The 18,393-nt window shown below is 75.6% G+C and carries 15 protein-coding genes; 9 read left to right on the forward strand and 6 right to left on the reverse strand.

Features of this window, described 5'->3' with window-relative positions:
* Position 1 precedes the first annotated feature (1 nt).
* Entirely contained in the window at positions 2-808 is an 807-nt protein-coding gene (locus RDI86_RS11090) for a carbon-nitrogen hydrolase family protein (RefSeq protein WP_241005843.1), read from the forward strand.
* A 45-nt stretch (positions 809-853) separates the two neighbouring features.
* Here the strand turns inward: RDI86_RS11090 and RDI86_RS11095 are convergent, their stop codons facing one another.
* A complete protein-coding gene (locus RDI86_RS11095; RefSeq protein ID WP_083711929.1) occupies positions 854-1,627 on the reverse strand; it encodes a hemolysin III family protein in 774 nt (257 codons plus the stop codon).
* A 266-nt stretch (positions 1,628-1,893) separates the two neighbouring features.
* Between RDI86_RS11095 and RDI86_RS11100 the strand changes: the two genes are divergently transcribed.
* The 3 genes from RDI86_RS11100 to RDI86_RS11110 all read left to right on the forward strand — a co-directional run bounded on the left by RDI86_RS11100 (position 1,894) and on the right by RDI86_RS11110 (position 4,581).
* Positions 1,894-2,655: an isoprenyl transferase gene (locus RDI86_RS11100; RefSeq protein WP_043655243.1), complete on the forward strand. Its 762-nt coding sequence runs from the start codon at positions 1,894-1,896 to the stop codon at positions 2,653-2,655.
* Between the two features lie 59 nt (positions 2,656-2,714).
* Entirely contained in the window at positions 2,715-3,242 is a 528-nt protein-coding gene (locus tag RDI86_RS11105) for a MarR family winged helix-turn-helix transcriptional regulator (protein WP_085387488.1), read from the forward strand.
* A 136-nt stretch (positions 3,243-3,378) separates the two neighbouring features.
* On the forward strand, positions 3,379-4,581 hold the full coding sequence (locus RDI86_RS11110) for a glycerate kinase (RefSeq protein WP_308821405.1): 1,203 nt from the start codon (positions 3,379-3,381) through the stop codon (positions 4,579-4,581).
* 54 nt (positions 4,582-4,635) lie between these two features.
* Here RDI86_RS11110 and RDI86_RS11115 read toward each other — a convergent pair whose 3' ends face one another.
* The 5 genes from RDI86_RS11115 to RDI86_RS11135 form a co-directional block, all read right to left on the reverse strand.
* Entirely contained in the window at positions 4,636-5,841 is a 1,206-nt protein-coding gene (locus tag RDI86_RS11115; RefSeq protein WP_168945097.1) for an AAA family ATPase, read from the reverse strand.
* 92 nt (positions 5,842-5,933) lie between these two features.
* Positions 5,934-6,341, reverse strand: coding sequence for a RidA family protein (locus tag RDI86_RS11120; protein WP_021483739.1), 408 nt, complete (start codon positions 6,339-6,341; stop codon positions 5,934-5,936).
* Between the two features lie 58 nt (positions 6,342-6,399).
* Complete coding sequence (locus RDI86_RS11125; protein WP_308821406.1) at positions 6,400-7,776, reverse strand: alanine racemase; 1,377 nt, start codon at positions 7,774-7,776, stop codon at positions 6,400-6,402.
* A gap of 52 nt (positions 7,777-7,828) precedes the next feature.
* Positions 7,829-9,481 (reverse strand): amidohydrolase family protein, encoded by a 1,653-nt coding sequence (locus tag RDI86_RS11130; RefSeq protein WP_308821407.1) that lies wholly within the window; start codon positions 9,479-9,481, stop codon positions 7,829-7,831.
* Entirely contained in the window at positions 9,478-11,259 is a 1,782-nt protein-coding gene (locus tag RDI86_RS11135; protein ID WP_308821408.1) for a beta-N-acetylhexosaminidase, read from the reverse strand. The genes RDI86_RS11130 and RDI86_RS11135 overlap by 4 nt, the downstream gene beginning before the upstream one ends.
* A gap of 132 nt (positions 11,260-11,391) precedes the next feature.
* On the opposite strand from RDI86_RS11135, the gene RDI86_RS11140 reads away from it, so the two are divergent.
* The 5 genes from RDI86_RS11140 (at position 11,392) to RDI86_RS11160 (ending at position 18,223) form a co-directional block, all read left to right on the forward strand.
* Positions 11,392-12,423, forward strand: a complete 1,032-nt coding sequence (locus RDI86_RS11140; protein WP_043658239.1) for a LacI family DNA-binding transcriptional regulator — start codon at positions 11,392-11,394, stop codon at positions 12,421-12,423.
* Positions 12,424-12,759: 336 nt separating this feature from the next.
* The gene (locus tag RDI86_RS11145; RefSeq protein WP_374990533.1) at positions 12,760-14,526 is read left to right on the forward strand and encodes a glycoside hydrolase family 13 protein; all 1,767 of its coding nucleotides are present in this window, start codon (positions 12,760-12,762) and stop codon (positions 14,524-14,526) included.
* A 110-nt stretch (positions 14,527-14,636) separates the two neighbouring features.
* A complete protein-coding gene (locus RDI86_RS11150) occupies positions 14,637-16,037 on the forward strand; it encodes an extracellular solute-binding protein (RefSeq protein ID WP_308821409.1) in 1,401 nt (466 codons plus the stop codon).
* 162 nt (positions 16,038-16,199) lie between these two features.
* Positions 16,200-17,165 carry a carbohydrate ABC transporter permease gene (locus tag RDI86_RS11155; protein ID WP_083711959.1) on the forward strand — a complete coding sequence of 322 codons (966 nt, stop codon included), beginning with the start codon at positions 16,200-16,202 and terminating at the stop codon, positions 17,163-17,165.
* Positions 17,162-18,223, forward strand: a complete 1,062-nt coding sequence (locus RDI86_RS11160; protein WP_083711930.1) for a carbohydrate ABC transporter permease — start codon at positions 17,162-17,164, stop codon at positions 18,221-18,223. The genes RDI86_RS11155 and RDI86_RS11160 overlap by 4 nt, the downstream gene beginning before the upstream one ends.
* The last annotated feature ends 170 nt before the right edge of the window (positions 18,224-18,393 follow it).

Here is an 18,393-nt window from a genome sequence, read left to right on the forward strand (position 1 = left end):
CGTGGCGACCGGCGCTCGCGTCACGATCGGGCAGCTCGAGGTCTCGGCCGACCACGCCGCGAACCTTGTGACCGTCGGCGCGGCGTTCCGGGAGGCGGCGCGCGTGCGCGCCGACCTGCTCGTGCTGCCGGAGTACGCCGCGGCGTTCGACCCGCGCGGCACCGGCGCGGAGCACGCGGAGCCGCTGGACGGGCCGTTCGTCGGCACGCTGCGCCGGCTCGCGCGCGAGCACGGTGTCGCGGTCGTGGCGGGGACCCTCGTGCCGGGCAGCGCGCCCGGCCGGGCGGTGAACGTCGTCGTGGCGGTGGACGCCGCGGGCGACCTCGTGGGCACGTACCGCAAGGTGCACCTCTACGACGCCTTCGGTCACCGCGAGTCGGACCGGCTCGACGCCGGGGACCCGGCCGCGCCCCCGCTCGTGCTGCGCGTCGGCGACCTGACGTTCGGCGTGATGACCTGCTACGACCTGCGCTTCCCGGAGAGCGCGCGGCGCCTCGTGGACGCGGGCGCCGACGTGCTGGTGGTGCCGGCCGCGTGGGCGGCGGGCGAGCTCAAGGCGGACCAGTGGCGCACCCTCGCGCGGGCCCGCGCGATCGAGAACACCGCCGTCGTGCTCGCCGTCGGCCAGGCGGGCCGGGGCGTGACCGGGCGCTCCCTGCTCGTCGGTCCCGACGGCCAGGTGGGGCTGGAGCTCGGCGAGCGCGCGGAGCTGCGCAGCGCGGACCTCGACCCGGCCGCGCTGGCCGCGGTGCGCGAGCGCAACCCGTCGCTCGCGAACCGGCGCTACGTCGTCGTCCCGAAGGACTGAGCCGGCGCGGGGCGCCCGGGTGGGCACTCCGCCCGCGGCGGGCGCTCAGCGCGCGGCGAGCGCCGCGATGAGGATCGCGGCGTAGTGGCACCCGTAGCCGACGACGGTGAGCACGTGGAAGATCTCGTGGAAGCCGAACCAGCGCGGGCTGGGGTTGGGCTTCTTGATGCCGTAGACCACGGCGCCCAGCGTGTAGGCGAGGCCGCCGACGGCGACGAGCCAGACGATCGCCGGGCCGTTCGTCGTCGTCCAGAACTGCGGCATGTAGCCCACCGCGACCCACCCGAGCGCGACGTAGATCGGGACGTACACCCACCGCGGGGCGTCGAGCCACAGGATCCGGGCGAGGAGGCCGAGCAGGGCCCCGCTCCACACGATCGCGAGCAGGATCGTCGCTGTCCGCTGGGGCAGCAGGAGGACGGCGAGGGGCGTGTAGGTGCCCGCGATGATGAGGAAGATGTTCGAGTGGTCGGCGCGGCGGAGCACGCCCGCGACGCGGGGCGACCACGTGCCGCGGTGGTACACGGCGCTCGTGCCGAACAGCAGGCACGCGCTGAGGCCGAAGACCGCGGTCGCGACCTTGCCGGCGACGGGCGGCGCGACGACGACGAGGACGATGCTCGCGACGAGCGCGAGGGGGAACGTCCCCGCGTGGATCCAGCCGCGCAGGCGCGGCTTGACGACCTCGGCGACCTTCGCGACCGCGTCGCCCACGTTCTCGCGGACGGAGTCGAGCGCGTCGGTGCCGGGTGCGTGCGCCGGGCCCGGGTCGGCGGGCGGCGCGCTCGGGGTGCGGTCGCGGTCGGTCGGTCGGTCCACGACGTCTCCTCGGTGGTGTGTCCGGGCACGGAAGAGGCCGGCGCGGGGCTCCCACGCCAACCTACGCCATCGTAAGTTACGCCAACGTAGGTTCGCGACCGGTCCCCGCCTCGCGGTGTGAAGATCCTGGGCAGGGGCGCGCGGAGCGGTCCGGGCCCGCCGGACCGGGCACGGACGAGCGGTAGCGTGTGCGGGTTCGGCCCGAGCGCCCCGCACCGGGGCGCGCCCGCCGGGCGTCCCCGTCCGCCCATCGCCGAGGAACCAGCGTGCGCCTGCCCCGCCCCGTCTACGGACTCTACGAGCGTCGCCTCGCGGCGACCCTCTCGCGCGAGAGCGTCCCGCGCCACGTGGGGGTCATCCTCGACGGCAACCGGCGGTGGGCGCGCTCGTTCGGGGAGTCCACGGCGACCGGGCACCGCCGGGGTGCCGACAAGATCACGGAGTTCCTGGGCTGGAGCGAGGACCTCGGCGTCGAGGTCGTCACGCTGTGGATGCTCTCGACCGACAACCTGTCGCGGTCGCAGGAGGAGCTGTCGGCGCTGCTCGACATCATCGAGGACGCCGTGCGCGACCTCGCCGAGACGGGCCGCTGGCGCCTGCGGGTCATGGGTCGGCTCGACCTGCTGCCCGAGCGGCTCACGGCGGCGCTGCGCGACGCCCAGCAGCGCACGGCCGCCGTCGACGGCCTCCAGGTCAACGTCGCGATCGGCTACGGGGGGCGCCACGAGATCGCCGACGCCGTGCGGTCGTACCTGCGCGAGCAGGCCGCCGCGGGCGCGCGCCTGCAGGACCTCGCGGAGAACCTCGACGTCGAGCACATCGAGGAGCACCTCTACACCAAGGGCCAGCCGGACCCGGAGCTCGTCATCCGCACGTCGGGCGAGCAGCGCCTCGGCGGCTTCCTGCTCTGGCAGAGCGCGCACTCGGAGTTCTACTTCTGCGAGGCGTACTGGCCCGACTTCCGTCGCGTCGACTACCTGCGCGCGCTGCGCGCGTACTCGCAGCGCGAACGCCGGCTGGGCCGCTGATCGGTCACCCGGCGGGTAGGGTCGATGCGAATGCATCGACCGATCCGTCCGGGGGCGACATGACCCAGCAGCACGCCGACGACGCGGGCCCCGAGCCGGGCCCCGGGAGCGCGCGCCTCGCCGTCGAGACGTGGGAGTCCCTCTTCCGGGCCCAGGTCGCGATCATGCGGCGGCTGCAGTCCGACCCGGTCTGGGACGGCCTGACCCTGCGCGAGTACGACGTGCTGTTCTCGCTGACGAAGGGCCCCGAGGACGGGATGCGGCTGCGCGACCTCAACGCGTACATCCTGCTCAGCCAGCCCTCGCTGAGCCGCATGGTGGACCGGCTCGCGGCGCGCGGCCTCGTCGAGCGGGCGACCCCGCCGGACGACGCGCGGGGCACGCTCGTCCGGCTCACCCCGGCGGGCCGGGACCTCCAGCGCGCGACCGGCCGCGCGCACGCCCGGGCCATCGCGACGTACGTGGGCGGCGCGCTCGACGACACCGACCTCGCCACGCTCGGCGAGCTGCTCGAGCGGCTGCGCGCCGCGCAGCCGGACATCCCGGACGCCGCGCCGGGACGCGCGGCGGGCGCCCCGGGCGCCTGAGCGCGCGCCCACGGACGACGCGGGCACCTCGGCGCCCCAGCACCGGCTTCGCACGCTCGGCGCTGTGGCGCGGAACACGTCCGGTCCGTCCCTTCCGCTACGGGCCGTCGCGCGTCGGCCTGCCTAGGATGCGAGCGTGTCCTCAACGCCGAGCACCATCCCGAACCCCGTCCACGGGCCCCGCGCCGACGGCCCGCTGCGCGTCGTCGTCGCGCCCGACTCGTTCAAGGGCAGCCTGAGCGCCGCCGACGTCGCGCGCGCCGTCGCGACGGGCGTGCGCAGCGTCGTCCCCGACGCGGAGGTCGTCGAGCTCCCCATGGCCGACGGCGGCGAGGGCACGCTCGAGGCCCTGCTCGCCGTGTGGGGCGTCCCGGCCCGCGAGGTCTCCACGGTCGACGCGATCGGCCGTCCCCGCACCGCGCGGTACGGGGTCTCGGCCGACGGCCGCCTCGGCGTGGTCGAGCTCGCCGAGGCGAGCGGGCTGCCCCAGGTGAGCGACGTCGCGCTCCAGCCCCTGCACGCGCACACCCGCGGCACGGGTGCGGCGGCGGCCGCCGTGCTCGACGCGGGGGTCGACGAGGTGATCGTGTGCCTCGGCGGCTCGGCGTCCACCGACGGCGGTGCGGGCATCCTCACCGGCCTCGGCGCGCGGCTCCTCGACGCCGACGGCGCGCCCGTTCCCGACGGCGGGGAGGGCCTCGCGCGGGTCGCGCGGCTCGACCTGTCCGGCCTGCACCCGCGGGCGCGCGAGGTCCGCTGGCGCCTCGCGGTCGACGTCACCAACCCGCTGCACGGCGAGCGGGGCGCGGCGCACGTGTTCGGACCGCAGAAGGGAGCCCAGCCGGCGGACGTCGCGTTCCTCGACGACGCGCTGCGGCGCTGGGCGGGAGTCCTCGCGCAGGAGACCGGCGTCGACGTGGCGGAGCTCGCGGGCGCGGGCGCCGCGGGCGGCGTGCCCGCGGGCATGGTCGGCGTCCTCGGCGCCGAGCTCGAGCCCGGCGCGCGCCTCGTCGCCGAGGCGATCGGGCTGCCCGCTGCCATCCGTGCTGCCGACCTCGTCGTCACGGGCGAGGGGTCGTTCGACTCGCAGTCCGTCAACGGGAAGGTCGCCGACGCGATGGGCGCCCTCGCGGCACAGGCGCCGCACCGGCCTCCGGTCGTCGTGCTCGCGGGCCGGGTGCTGCTGCCCGCCCATCAGACGCGCCAGGCCGGGATCGCCGCGGCGTTCAGCATCGCGCCCGGCCCCATCGCGCTCGACGAGCTGCTCGACCGCACGGCGTCCCGCCTCGTCGACCTCGCCGCGACCGTCACGAGCCTTCACGTCGCGTCGCGGCGCTGACCGGCGCGTCCCCCGCCCCTGCCCTCGGCGGGCTCCCGAGGGACGGTGCCGCCGTCAGCGCTTCGGCCAGCCCCACGCGGGCTGGTCGAGGAGTCCCTCGCGCCCGGCGACCGTCGTCTCGCCGGACGGTGACCGCACGAGCTCGACCTCCACGAGCTCGTCCGCGGCGGGCAGGTCCGCCGGGCCCGACGCGGCCGCGTCCCGTAGCGCCTCGACGAGCGGCGGCGCGTGCGTGACGACCACGACCTGCGTCTCGCGACCCGCGGCGTGCACGAGCGCGCCGAGCGCGGGCAGGAGGTCGGGGTGCAGGCTCGTCTCCGGCTCGTTGAGCACGAGGAGCTCGGGCGGTCGCGGCGAGAGCAGCGCGGCGACGAGGAACAGGTAGCGCAGCGTCCCGTCGCTCAGCTCGGCGCCGGTGAGCGGCCGGAGCAGCCCGTCCTGGTGGAAGGCGACCTCGAACCTGCCGTCGCCGGCGTGCACCGCGAGCCGGCTGCCGGGGAAGGCCCGGGCGACGGCGTCGTCGAGCTCGTCCCCGCGGCCCAGGTCGCGCACCGTCTCCAGCGCCGCGGCGAGGTCCGCGCCGTCGTGCGCGAGGACGGGCGTGCGGGTGCCGAGCTGCGGCGAGCGCGCCGGGGCGTCGGCGTCGGTGCGCAGCTGGTCGTAGAAGCGCCACGACCGCAGGCGCTCGCGCACCGCGACGACCTCCGGCGCGCCCACCGGGTCGACGAGCTCGGTGAGCACGCTGTCGAAGGGGCGCAGGCGCGCGGGTGAGGACTGCCAGCGGCCCGCGTCGTCGCGCACGCGGACGGCCGGTCCGCGCCGCTCGACCTGGAGCGTCGCGGGCCGCGGGACGGGCCCCGACCAGACGGTCTCGACCTTGATCTCCGGGTCGAGGGCGAACGCCGAGCCCGGGTGCTGCGGCAGGCCGAGGTCCACCGCGTAGCCGAGGTCGTCCGGGGTGGCCCCTGCGAAGCCGAGGCGCAGCGCGACGGGCGCCGACCGTCGCGTGCCCTGCACCGCGCCACCGCGCGCCGCCCGACCGCCCTGCTCGGGCCCGGCCCAGAGCGTCGACCGCAGGCCGCCCTCGCGGGCCACCGCGCCGACGGCGCCGCCGAGCGCGCACCCGGACAGCAGGCGCAGCGCGCGGTACAGGCTCGACTTGCCCGTCCCGTTCGCCCCGGTCACGACCGTGAGCCGCCCGAGCGGCAGCACGAGGCTCCGCAGCGAGCGGTAGCCCTCCACCGCGATCGTCGCGAGCATCGGTCACCTCCCGCCCGGGACGCTACGCGCCGGGTCCCACGCGGCGGCGCGGGACCCGGCGCGGAGCGCGGCGAGGCAGGCTGAGTGGCGCGTCAGTCGGTGATCGCGAACGCGTCGATCTCGACGAGCATCTCCTCGCGCGGCAGACCCGTGAACACCGTGGTGCGGCTGGGGAGCACGCCCTTCGTGGTGTGCTGCGCGACGAACGCGCCGTAGGCGTCGTTCATGATCGGGAAGTCCTCGCGCTTCGTGAGGTACACGCGGAGCATGACGACGTCGTCGAACGTGGCGCCGGACGCCTCGACGATCGCGCGCACGTTCTCGAGCGTGCGCGTGGTCTGCGCGGCGACGTCGCCGGGGTAGAGGTACTCGTTCGTCGCCGGGTCGACGGGCCCCTGGCCCGAGACCTGGACGAACGGTCCCTTGCGCACGCCCTGGTGGAACGTGTGCGCGGGGGCCGGGGCGTCGGGGGTGGAGATCGCGGTCTTCTCGGTGGTCATGCGGGGTCCTCTCGGGGTGTCCGGGTGTCGTGCGGGTTCGGGGTGGGTCAGCGCTGGGTCAGAGGTCGATCGTCGCGAGGTCCACGACCTCGTCGCCCCGCACGACGGCGGCGACGCGCCACCGGTCGAACGTCGTGCAGGGGTGGGAGATGCCGAAGCCGACGACGTCGCCCGGGCGGACCTGGGCGGTGGCGGGGCCGCCGACCTGCCCGGCCCCGGCCTCGTCCGCGTCCAGCGCGAGGTAGAGGTGCTGGTCGTTGAGCGCGGTGACACGGGTGCCGGCGAGCTCGCGCGGGGCGAGCCAGCCGTCGTCGGACTGCGAGCGCAGCCAGAGCGCGACGGGCAGGTCGATGTCGAACGAGACGTCGCGCCGGCCGATGCCGCAGACCGCGAGCCCGGGCTCCGGGACGGAGAGCACCTGGCCCCAGACGGTCCCGGCGGCGCGCAGCGGCTCCGCGCCGGGGATGCGGCTCCACGGGTCGGTGCGCGAGTAGAAGCCGTGGTCGTGCGTCACGTACGCGCCCGAGCGCACGACGACGCGGACCTCGACCTCGCGGCCGTCCGGGCCGGGGACGGGGCCGGGCAGCCCGGCGAGCACGACGTCGAGGAACGAGCTGCCGCCCGCCGACAGCACGAGCGGCTCGTCGACGCCCGCGAGACCTTCGCGCACGAACGCGGCGCCGAGCGCGCGCAGCCCGTCGCACCAGGCGCCGACGGCGGCGAGCTCGTCGTCGGTCGTGCCGCCCGCGACCGAGCCCTCGTACCCCGTCGCGCCGAGCAGGCGTAGGCCCGACGCGCGGACCGCGCGCGCGAGGTCGAGCGCCGCGGCGGTGCTGCGGACGCCGGTGCGCCCGCCGGGGACGCCGAGCTCGACGAGCACGCCGAGGCGCGCGCGGACGCCGGCCGGGGCGTCGGCGAACCCGCGGGCGAGCAGGTCGACCCCGTGCGGCGAGTCGACGCACAGCCACACCTCGTCGTCGCCGCCCACGGCCTCGGCGCGCGCCAGGTCGTCGCGCAGCCACGCGATCTCGCGCGGGTCGAGCAGCTCGTTGGCGAGCAGCACGCGCGGCACGCCCCAGTCGCGCACCGTACGCAGCTGGGACGGCGTCGCGACCGTCGCGCCCCACGCCCCGGCCGCGGCCTGGCGCGCGTAGAGCGCGCGCGACATCGTCGTCTTCACGTGCGGCGCGTGCTCGACCCCGCGCTCGGCGCACACGCGCGCGACGGTGCCGACGTTGTGGTCGAGCGCCGCGTCGTCGAGCGTGAGCAGCGGCCAGGAGAACGCGCCGTCGGTGACGCGCGGCGAGCCCGCGAGCACGTCCGCGACGGTGGTCCCGGCCGGGAGCCGCAGGCCCTTGGTCCGGGGCCCGACGACGTCGCGCGCCCAGGGGCGGTCGGGTGCGGGCCGCGCGGCGTCGTGCGTCGTGCCGGTCATGGGGTCCTCCTCGGGGACGGGGCTCTCGTGCTGGACGGGGGCAGGGCGCGGGTCACGCCGCCGGTGCGCCCGGACGCAGCGGGCGGCCCGGGAGCGCGTCGGTGAGCGCGCCGTCGCGCAGGACGCGCACGCCCGCGACGAGCACGTCGTCCACGCCCGACGCCGGTCGGCGCGGGTCCTCGTACGTCGCCTCGTCGCGCACGCGGTCGGGGTCGACGAGCGCGAGGTCCGCGACCGCCCCCGGGACGACCGCACCGCGCCCGGCGAGCCCGAAGCGCGCGGCGGGCCGCGCGGACAGGTGCGTGACGGCGTCGTGCCACGTCCAGTCCCCGAGCGTACGCACGTGCTCGGCGAGGAAGCGCGCGAACGCGCCCCAGCCACGCGGGTGGGGGCGGCCGCCGCCCCCGACCGGCGCGTAGATCGCGTCGGACCCGCCGACGTGCGCCCGGTGGCGCAGCAGGGCGCGGACGGACTCCGGGGAGTTCGTGGGCGGCTGGGCGAAGACGCACGACGCGCGCAGCCGCGTCGCGACGAGCAGCCGCACCGCGGTCTCGGCGGGGGACAGCCCCAGGCGCGCGGCGACGTCGGGCAACGTCATGCCCTCGGTCCACGACAGGTCCTCGACCGAGCCCGGCGCGGCCCCGGCGGCGGGGCCGGTCGGGACCGCGGCCATCGTCACGCGCGGCCACAGGTCGGCCAGGTGCGGGAAGTGCTCGCGGTGCAGGCGCTCGAGCACCGCGGGGTCGGCGAGCGCCGCGACGGTCGCGTCGACGTCCGCGATGGGGAGCCACGTCGGCAGCGACACCATCGACAGGATCGAGCAGCCGCGCAGGTACGGGTACGAGTCGAACGTGACGTCCAGGCCCGCGGCGTGCGCGTCGTCGACGTACCTCAGCAGCTCCGCGGCCGGGCCGTGGTAGTGCGAGACGTGGGTCGCGACCCCGGACGCGCGTGCGACGCGCACGAGCTCCGCGAACGCCGGGCCGGCCCGGTCCTCGTAGCCGCGCATGTGCGACACGTGCGGCACGCCGCGGGCCGCGAGCACGCGCGCGAGCGCGACGAGCTCGGCCTCGTCGGCGTACGTCGCGGGGACGTACTCCAAGCCGGTCGACAGGCCGAGCGCGCCGTCGTCGAGCGCCGAGGCGAGCAGCGCGAGCATCCGGTCCGTCTCGGCGGGCGTCGCGGGGCGCGCGGCGGCGCCGAGCACCGCGTAGCGGATCGTGCCGTGCGGGGCGAGGTAGCCCACGTTGACGCGGGTCGTGCCGTCGTACGTGGCGAGGAGGTCGGCGACGGACCCACCCCGGAACGTCGGGTGCTCGCCGTTGATCGCCGCGAAGTACCCGCTCGCCCACGCGGCGGCGTCGCGCAGGCCCGACGCCGCGGGCCCGCCGTCGGCGCCCGGGCGCGGCGAGGGTGCGTAGGACACCCCGTCCTGCCCGACGACGACGCTCGTCACGCCCTGGCGCAGCATCGCGAGCTGCACGTCGTCGTCGAGCACGGCGGCCTCCCCGTGCACGTGCGCGTCGACGAACCCGGGCAGCAGGAGGCGGCCGTCCGCGTCCAGCACGTCGGCGTCCGCCGGAGCGGTCCCGGCCGCGGGCGCGACACCCTCGACCCGGCCCGCGCGCACGGTGACGTCGACGGGGGCGGAGGGGCCGCCGTCGGGCTCGACGAGGCGCGCCCCGCGCACCACGAGGGCGCTCATGCCGGGCCGCCCGCGTCCTCGTCGCGACCCTCGACCCAGCCGCCGACGCCGCGCAGGCCGCCCGCGGCGAGCTCCTCGGCGCGGTCGCGCGGCCAGCCCGCGACCCCGGGCCGGGTCTGCCACGGGTGCGGCCCGTCGAGCGGCCGGTACTCCACGCCGCCCGCGTCGAGGCGCGGCAGGTGGTGCGCGACGAGGCGCTCGCGGAACGCGCGCGCCGCGGGGGACCCGGGGGAGCGGTCGGCCTCGGGCGACCACATGACCTCGGCGAACGCCGCGAGGCGCGGGAACGCGGCGTAGTCGACGCGGCGCGCGGAGTCGAGGTGCTCGGACCAGAGCTCCGCCTGCCCGCCGAGCAGCGCGCCCGGCGCGGGAGCGGTGGCGGGACCGGCCGCCGTGCCGTCCGCGGCACCCGCGAGCTCGGCCGGCAGGGGCTCGAACGCGTACACGTCGTCGAGCGTGGTGAGGAACCCGACCGGCACGGGCTCGTCCGGGGTGTCGCCGCCGCGGTGGTCGAGGTACACGACCTGCTCGGGCGCCATGACGACGTCGTGGCCCGCCGCGAGCGCGTCCGCGCCCACGGCCCAGCCGCGCCACGACGTCACGACCACGTCGCGCGGGAGCGCGGGGCCGAACGCCTCGTCCCACACGACCGCCCGCCGACCGCGGGACGCGACGTGCTCGGCGAGCCGCGCGAGGAACCAGCCGTGCAGCCCGCCGACGTCGTCGAGCCCGAGCGCCTGCGCGCGCGCGACGATCGCGGGGTTCTCGCGCCACAGCGTGGTGGGCACCTCGTCGCCGCCGATCGCGACGAACGGCGCGTCGAAGATCTCCAGCACCTCGTCGAGCACGTGCCGGAAGAACGTCAGCGACTCCTCCGACGGGTCGAGCACCTCGGTGCTCACGCCCCACGTGGTGCGGACCTCGTGCGGCCGCTTGCGCGTGCCGAGCTCCGGGTACGCGGCGACGGCGGCCTCCACGTGCCCCGGCGCGTCGATCTCCGGGACCACGGTGACGCCGCGCTCGCGCGCGTACGCGACGATCTCGCGCAGGTCGTCCTGCGTGTAGAAGCCGCCGTGCGGACGGCCGTCGGCGACGCCGGCGCGCCAGGTGCCGAGCCCGGACTCGCGCCGCCACGCGCCCACCTCGGTGAGCCGGGGGTAGCGCGCGATCTCGACGCGCCACCCCTGGTCGTCCGTGAGGTGGAGCTGGAGCACGTTGAGCCGGTGCGCGGCGGCGAGGTCGACGAACCGCAAGACGTCGGCCTTCGGCAGGAAGTGGCGCGCGACGTCGAGCAGCACGCCACGCCACGCGAACCGCGGGTGGTCGGTGACCGCGACGTGGGGGAGCGCGAGCGTCGCGCGACCGCCCGCGCCCGTCACGGCGGGGGCGCGGCGGAACGCGGCGGGGCCGGCGAGCTGGCGCAGGGTCTGGGCCGCGGCGTGCGCGCCGTCGAGGTCGGCCGCACCGACCCGGACGCCGTCGTCGCCGACGACGAGGCGGTAGCCCGACGGCGGGAGGTCGTCGTCGACCGCGAAGACCACGGGCGGGGTGCCGTCGGCCGGCGCGGTGCCCGCCGGGGCGGGCACGAGGTCCAGGCCGAACGCGTCCTCGGTGACGCGCCGCCACCAGCGCGCCGCCGGGTGCAGGGCGGGGTCCGCGACGACGGTCGTCCCGTCCGCGACGACGGTCGTCCCGGCGCCGGGCTCGAGCGTCACCGGGGCGGGGAGGATCCCGGCGGGGTCCGCCGTGGACGAGGTGGGCACCTTTTGGAAGGACACCGAACGAGCCTAGCGGGCCCGCGGGGGCGTTCCTACCCGGCTGTGGACGAGTGGGACAGCGCTGCCGCAAGCGTGCGTTCGCGGCCGGGAGGATCACGCAAGCCGCTTGCGGCCGGACGTATAGTCGAAGGCATGTCGAGACGTCTGGCGGAGGTCGCCACCAAGGTCGGTGTCAGCGAGGCCACCGTGAGCCGCGTGCTCAACGGGAAGCCCGGCGTCTCGCAGGCCACGCGGGACGCGGTGCTCACGGCGCTCGACGTGCTCGGCTACGAGCGGCCCACCAAGCTGCGCGGGGAGCGCGGCCGGCTCGTGGGGCTCGTGCTCCCGGAGCTCGTCAACCCGATCTTCCCGGCGTTCGCCGAGGTCATCGGGGGCGCGCTCGCGCAGCAGGGGTTCACCCCGGTGCTGTGCACGCGCACGGCGGGCGGCGTGACGGAGGCCGAGTACATCGACCTGCTCCTGGGGCAGCACGTGTCGGGCGTGATCTTCGCGGGCGGCTTCTACGCCGAGCGCCAGGCCGACCACGCGCACTTCCGCCGGCTCGAGAAGCTCGGCCTGCCCGTCGTGCTGATGAACGCGTCCGTCGAGGACCTCGACTTCCCGCGCGTCTCGTGCGACGACCTCGTCGCGATGAACCAGGCGCTCGGCCACGTGCTGTCCCTCGGCCACGAGAGGGTCGGCCTGCTCCTCGGCCCGGCCGACCACGTACCGTCCGAGCGCAAGCTCGCTGCCGCGCAGGCCTTCGCCGAGCGGCACGGCCACGCGCTGGACCCGGCGCTCGTCGTGCACAGCCAGTACTCGCTCGAGAGCGGTCAGGCCGCCGCGAACCGGCTCCTCGAGGCCGGCGCGACGGCGATCGTGTGCGCGAGCGACCCCCTCGCGCTGGGCGCGGTCCGCGCCGTCCGCCGCGCGGGGCTCGACGTGCCCGCCGACGTCTCCGTCGTCGGCTACGACGACTCGAACCTCATGAACTCGACGGACCCCGCGCTGACGACCGTGCGCCAGCCCATCGAGCCGATGGGTCGCGCGGCCGTCGACCTGCTCGCCGGCATGATCGCGGGCGCCGACGTCTCCCGCGACGAGCTGCTCTTCGAGCCGGAGCTCGTCGTGCGCGGCTCGACGGCCGCCGCACGCACGACGGGTCGTGACGCGACGGTCGCCTGACCGCACCCTCTTCCTCCTGGGCCCCGGCCCGGCCGCCTCGTGCGCGCCGGGCCGGGGCCCTCGTCGTCTGCCCTGCGGCGGGAGCCGCTCCCACCTCCGGCCGAAGACGTCGCGGTCTGGACACGCCGAGATAGCGTTTCGATAACGCTGCTGTCAGGTTCTTGCGCGGATGATGTCGACTAGTTACTGTCATGCCCGACGGCGCGGTCGGCACCCGGTGCACGACGGCCGTCCCGGGACCATCCCGGGACCATCCCGGACTGCATCGAACGCCGTGCGCCGACCGACGGGGCGACCGCCCCGACCACCGGCCACGCACTCACGGAAGAGGACGCGGTGAGCAACGACCACCCCCGAGCCGCCGACGGCGCGCCCACCCCCGACGCGGCCCCCGCGGCGGCGGCACGGCCGGCGGCCTCGTCGCCCGACTGGTGGCGCAGCGCCGTGATCTACCAGGTGTACGTGCGCAGCTTCGCGGACGGGAACGGCGACGGGACCGGTGACCTCGCAGGCGTGCGCCAGCGCCTCGGCTACCTGCGCGACCTCGGCGTCGACGCGATCTGGTTCACCCCCTGGTACGTGTCCCCGCTCGCGGACGGCGGCTACGACGTCGCCGACTACCGCGCGATCGACCCGCAGTTCGGCACGCTCGCCGAGGCCGAGCAGCTCATCGCGGAGGCCCGCGCGCTCGGCATCCGCACGATCGTCGACGTCGTCCCGAACCACGTCTCGTCCGAGCACGAGTGGTTCCGCGCGGCCCTCGCGGCCGGCCCCGGCTCGCCCGAGCGCGAGCGCTTCTGGTTCCACCCGGGCCGGGGCGAGGACGGGTCGCAGGTACCGACCCACTGGGTCTCGGAGTTCCAGGGCGGCACGTGGACGCGCACGACGAACCCCGACGGTACGCCCGGCGAGTGGTACCTCCACGTGTTCGCGCCCGAGCAGCCCGACCTCAACTGGGACCACCCCGACGTGCGCCGCGAGCACGAGGACATCCTGCGGTTCTGGTTCGACCGCGGCGCCGCGGGCATCCGCATCGACTCGGCGGCGCAGCTCGTCAAGGACCCGGCCCTGCCCGAGATCCCGGACCACCCCGGCCCCGGCGAGCACCCGCACGTCGACCGCGACGAGCTGCACGACATCTACCGCGGCTGGCGCGCCGTCGCCGACGCGTACGACGAGCCGCGCGTGCTCGTGGGCGAGGTCTGGCTCGCGGACCGGGAGCGGTTCGCCCGGTACCTGCGCCCGGACGAGATGCACACGGCGTTCAACTTCGACTTCATGGCCCGCCCGTGGGACGCGAAGGCGCTGCGCGAGTCGGTCCAGACCACGCTCGACGCGCACGCGCCGGTCGCCGCCCCCGCGACCTGGGTCCTGTCCAACCACGACGTGACCCGACCCGTGACGCGCTACGGGCGCGAGGACAGCTCGTTCGCGTTCGCCACCAAGCGGTTCGGCACGCCGACGGACCTGGCGACCGGGCGGCGTCGGGCCCGCGCGGCCGCGCTGCTCTCCGCCGCGCTGCCGGGCTCGCTGTACCTCTACCAGGGCGACGAGCTCGGGCTGCCCGAGGTGGAGGACCTCCCGCTCGACGCGATCCAGGACCCGATGCACGCGCGGTCCGGCGGCGTCGACCCGGGCCGCGACGGCTGCCGCGTCCCGCTCCCGTGGACGCGCGGCGGCACGAGCCACGGCTTCGGGCCCGACGGCGGGGCGCAGCCGTGGCTGCCCCAGCCGCGCGGCTGGGGCGAGCTCTCCGTCGAGGCGCAGACCGGTGACGAGACCTCGGTGCTCACGCTCTACCGGCGCGTCCTCGCGACCCGCCGGGCCGAGCCCGCGCTCCGGGCCGGCGGGTTCCGCTGGCTCGACTCCCTCGGCGGGGTCGTGCTCGGCGACGACGTGCTCGCCTTCGTCCGCGAGGCGCCCCGCGACGGCGACGGCCGCGCGGTCGCGTGCGTCGTCAACCTCGGGCCCGACGACGTCCCGCTCCCCGCGGACGCCGAGGTCCTCCTGCGCAGCGACGCGCCCGGGAGCGTGTCCCGCGCGAGCGACGCGCCGGGCGCGGCGCGGCTGCCCACCGACACCGCCGTCTGGCTCCGGGCCTGACCGCGGCGACCGCCACGAGAACCCGGGCCGCGGGGCCCCGGCCCCACGACCCGCACCCGCTACCCAGCACCCCGTAACCCACCCAGCACCACCGGAACCCAGGAGCGACGATGAAGTCCACACGTCAGGCGACCGCCCTCACCCTCGCGGGGGCGCTCGCGTTCAGCACGCTCGCCGCGTGCTCGAGCGGCGGCTCGGGCAGCGACGACGAGAGCAGCGGCTCGGGCGGCGACGGGAAGGTCACCCTCAAGGTGGTGTCCCTCCTGCCGGGCTCCGAGCAGGAGGCGATCGACGCCTTCAACGCGCAGGTCGAGGAGTTCGAGGCCGCGAACCCGGACATCGACGTGCAGCCGGAGGAGTACGAGTGGAAGGCGACGACGTTCGCCCCGCAGCTCGCCGGCGGCACGCTGCCCGACGTCTTCGAGATCCCCTTCACCGACGCCAAGACGCTCGTCGAGAACGGCCAGCTCGCCGATCTCGACGAGCAGTTCCGGACCCTGCCGTACGCCGACAAGTTCAACCCGGCGATCCTCGAGGCCGGGACGGGCTCCAACGGCCACGTCTACGCGATCCCCGCGAAGAACGTGTACGGCGTGGGCCTGCACTACAACCGGGAGCTGTTCGAGTCCGCCGGGCTCGACCCCGACCAGCCGCCGACCACGTGGGACGAGGTCCGCGAGGACGCGAAGAAGATCGCGGACGCCAACCCGGGCGTCGCGGGCTACATGCAGATGTCGCAGAACAACACGGGCGGCTGGCAGCTCACGGTCAACACGTTCGCGCGCGGCGGTCGGACGCAGGAGGTCGCCGACGACGGCACCGCCACCTCGACGCTCACGAACGACGGCACCAAGGAAGCGCTCGAGTGGCTCCAGGCCATGCGCTGGGAGGACAACTCCCTCGGGAGCAACTTCCTCCTCGACTGGGGGACCATGAACCAGGCGTTCGCCGCGGGCCAGGTCGCCATGTACACGTCGGGCTCGGACGTCTTCACGTCGCTCGTCCAGACGAACGCGATCGACCCCGCCACCTACGGCCTCGCGGCGCTCCCGCTCGAGGGCGACGACGCGGGCGTCCTCACCGGCGGCACGCTCGCCGCGATGCCGGCGGACGTGGACGAGACGAAGAAGGAGGCCGCGATCAAGTGGATCGACTTCTTCTACCTCGGCAAGCTCGTCGACGAGAAGCGCGCCGTCGCCGACGCCGAGACGCTCGTCGCGAACGACCAGCCCGTCGGCACCCCGGTCCTGCCGATGTTCTCCCCGGAGCAGTACCAGCAGAACCAGGAGTGGATCAAGGACTACATCAACGTCCCGCTCGACCAGATGACGAGCTACACGGACACGATGTTCGACCTGCCGCTCGTGGGTGAGCCGTCGCAGAAGACGCAGGAGATCTACGCCCTGCTCGACCCCGTCGTCCAGGCCGTCCTCACCGACGAGAACGCCGACGTGGACGCGCTGCTGGAGCAGGCGAACACCGAGGCGCAGGCCCTGCTCGACCAGGGCTGACGCCCGTCGGGGCGGGCGGGCACCGTCCGCGCGTCCCGGCTCGCAGACCCGGGTCGGCCGGCGGCGCCCCCCCGCCGGCCGACCCGTACCCCGCCGGTGCCCGACGGCGCGACGCACCTCGCGTCGTCGGGCACCTCCCACCGCACCGAAGGACGTCCGCCCGTGACCGCCACCACCGCCCCGCCGCGACGGGGACCCGCCTCGCACGCGCGGGCCGACCGCGGCGGCCGACGCCGCAGCCCCGTGACGTGGTTCCGCGGCGGCGGCCTGAGCAACCTCGTGTTCCTGCTCCCGCTGATCCTCGTCTTCGGCGTCTTCTCGTGGTTCCCGATCGTGCGCGCGGTGATCATGAGCTTCCAGGAGACGAACCTCGTGAGCGACCCGACGTTCGTCGGGCTCGACAACTTCCGCCAGGTGCTCAGCGACCCGCTCCTGGGCAAGGCCGTGAAGAACACGCTCTACTTCGCGTTCCTCGCGCTGCTGTTCGGCTACCCGATCCCGCTCGTCGCCGCGGTGCTCATGCGCGAGGTCCGCCGGGCGCGCGGGCTGTACTCCGCGCTCGCGTACCTGCCGGTCGTCGTGCCGCCGGTCGTCGCGGTGCTGCTGTGGAAGTTCTTCTACAACGGCAGCCCGACGGGCGTGTTCAACACGATCCTCGGCTGGGTCGGGCTCGGCCCGTACCCGTGGCTCCAGGACGCCTCGACCGCGATGCCCTCGCTCGTGCTCGCGGCCACGTGGGCCGGCGCGGGCGGGACGATCATCATCTACCTCGCGGCGCTCACGAGCGTGCCGCCCGAGCTCTACGACGCGTCCGAGGTCGACGGCGCCGGGCTGTGGCGCAAGATCTGGCACGTCACGCTGCCCGCGCTGCGCGGCGTCCTCTTCATCACCCTGATCCTCCAGGTGATCGGCACGGCGCAGGTCTTCCTCGAGCCCTACCTCTTCACCGGCGGCGGGCCGAACAACGCGACCCTGACGATCCTGCTGCTCATCTACCGCTACGCCTTCCAGAACAGCCTGGGCGGCGACTACGGGGCCGCGACCGCGCTGTCGATCATGCTCGCCGCCGTCCTCGCCGTCTTCTCGGTCCTCTACTTCCGGCTCACCCGGTCCTGGAGCACGTCATGACCCTCTCGCCCACCGACAACCCGAGCGAGATCGGCGTCGTCTCGCAGGATTCCGCAGCGGCGACGGACGCCGCCGACGACCCGGCGGGCACCGCTCGCCGCGCCGCGGAGGCGAGCCGCACCCGTCGTGAGGCGGACCGCCGACGGCTGCGCGCGCGCCGCCGCAAGGCGCTCGACGGCGTCGAGGACCGCGGCGCGCTCTCCGAGGCGGACTGGCGCCGCCCGTCCGTGCGGTGGGGGATGGGCACGACCCACGTCTTGCTGCTCGTGGTCCTCGTCGTCGCGGGCCTCGGCCCGATGCTGCTGCTCGCGAAGTACGCCGTCACCCCGACGCAGGACATCCTCCGCACGCCGATGGCCGTCTTCCCGAACGGCATCGCGTGGGACAACCTCGACAAGGCGTGGAACGACGTCCAGGTCAGCCGGTACTTCCTCAACACGATCTGGCTCGCGGTCGGGTCGTGGGCGTCGCAGATCCTCGTCGCGACGACGGGCGGCTACGCGCTGTCCGTGCTGCGCCCGCGGTACGGGAAGGTCGTGCAGGCGCTCGTGCTGTCGACGATGTTCGTGCCCGCGATCGTCCTGCTCGTCCCGCTGTACCTGACGATCCTCGACCCGCCGCTGCTGGGGCGCTCGCTCATCAACAGCTTCTGGGCCGTGTGGCTGCCCGCAGGCGCGAGCGCGTTCAACGTGCTGCTCGTCCAGCGGTTCTTCGACAGCCTCCCTCGCGAGGTGTTCGAGGCCGCGCGCATGGACGGCGCCGGGCCGTACCGGCTGTTCTGGTCGGTCGTGCTGCCGATGTCGCGCCCGATCGTCGGCGTCGTCTCGGTGTTCGCGGTCATCGCGGCCTGGAAGGACTTCCTCTGGCCGCTGCTCGTGCTCAAGGACCCGGCGATCCAGCCGCTGTCCGTGCGCCTGCCGTCCATCGAGGCGTCGACCGACCTCGGCGTCTTCCTCGCCGCGCTCGCGATCTCGACCCTCATCCCCGTCGGCCTGTTCCTCGCCTTCCAGCGCATGTTCCTCCAGGGCGCCGGCCTCGGAGGAGCGGTCAAGGGCTGACCCCAGCGCTCGGCCCCCCACCCCCTCTCCGCACCCCCCTTCTCCGCCCAACCTCTCCGTCGAACACGGGGTCGGCGACCGGAATCGTCTCGATCCGGTCGCCGACCCCGTGCTCGGCGGCGCCAGGGCCGTGGTCGGCGGCGCCAGGCCCGTGGTCGGCGGCGCGGGGC

Source organism: Cellulosimicrobium sp. XJ-DQ-B-000, assembly GCF_031119065.1.
In the GTDB taxonomy this organism is placed as follows: Bacteria; Actinomycetota; Actinomycetes; order Actinomycetales; family Cellulomonadaceae; genus Cellulosimicrobium; species Cellulosimicrobium funkei.

Coding starts and splice junctions, on each gene's coding strand:
- RDI86_RS11105 (WP_085387488.1), top strand. CDS start 2,715: ATGACCCAGCAGCACGCCGACGACGCGGGCCCCGAGCCGGGCCCCGGG.
- RDI86_RS11115 (WP_168945097.1), bottom strand. CDS start 5,841: ATGCTCGCGACGATCGCGGTGGAGGGCTACCGCTCGCTGCGGAGCCTC.
- RDI86_RS11120 (WP_021483739.1), bottom strand. CDS start 6,341: ATGACCACCGAGAAGACCGCGATCTCCACCCCCGACGCCCCGGCCCCC.
- RDI86_RS11125 (WP_308821406.1), bottom strand. CDS start 7,776: ATGACCGGCACGACGCACGACGCCGCGCGGCCCGCACCCGACCGCCCC.
- RDI86_RS11130 (WP_308821407.1), bottom strand. CDS start 9,481: ATGAGCGCCCTCGTGGTGCGCGGGGCGCGCCTCGTCGAGCCCGACGGC.
- RDI86_RS11140 (WP_043658239.1), top strand. CDS start 11,392: ATGTCGAGACGTCTGGCGGAGGTCGCCACCAAGGTCGGTGTCAGCGAG.
- RDI86_RS11150 (WP_308821409.1), top strand. CDS start 14,637: ATGAAGTCCACACGTCAGGCGACCGCCCTCACCCTCGCGGGGGCGCTC.
- RDI86_RS11160 (WP_083711930.1), top strand. CDS start 17,162: ATGACCCTCTCGCCCACCGACAACCCGAGCGAGATCGGCGTCGTCTCG.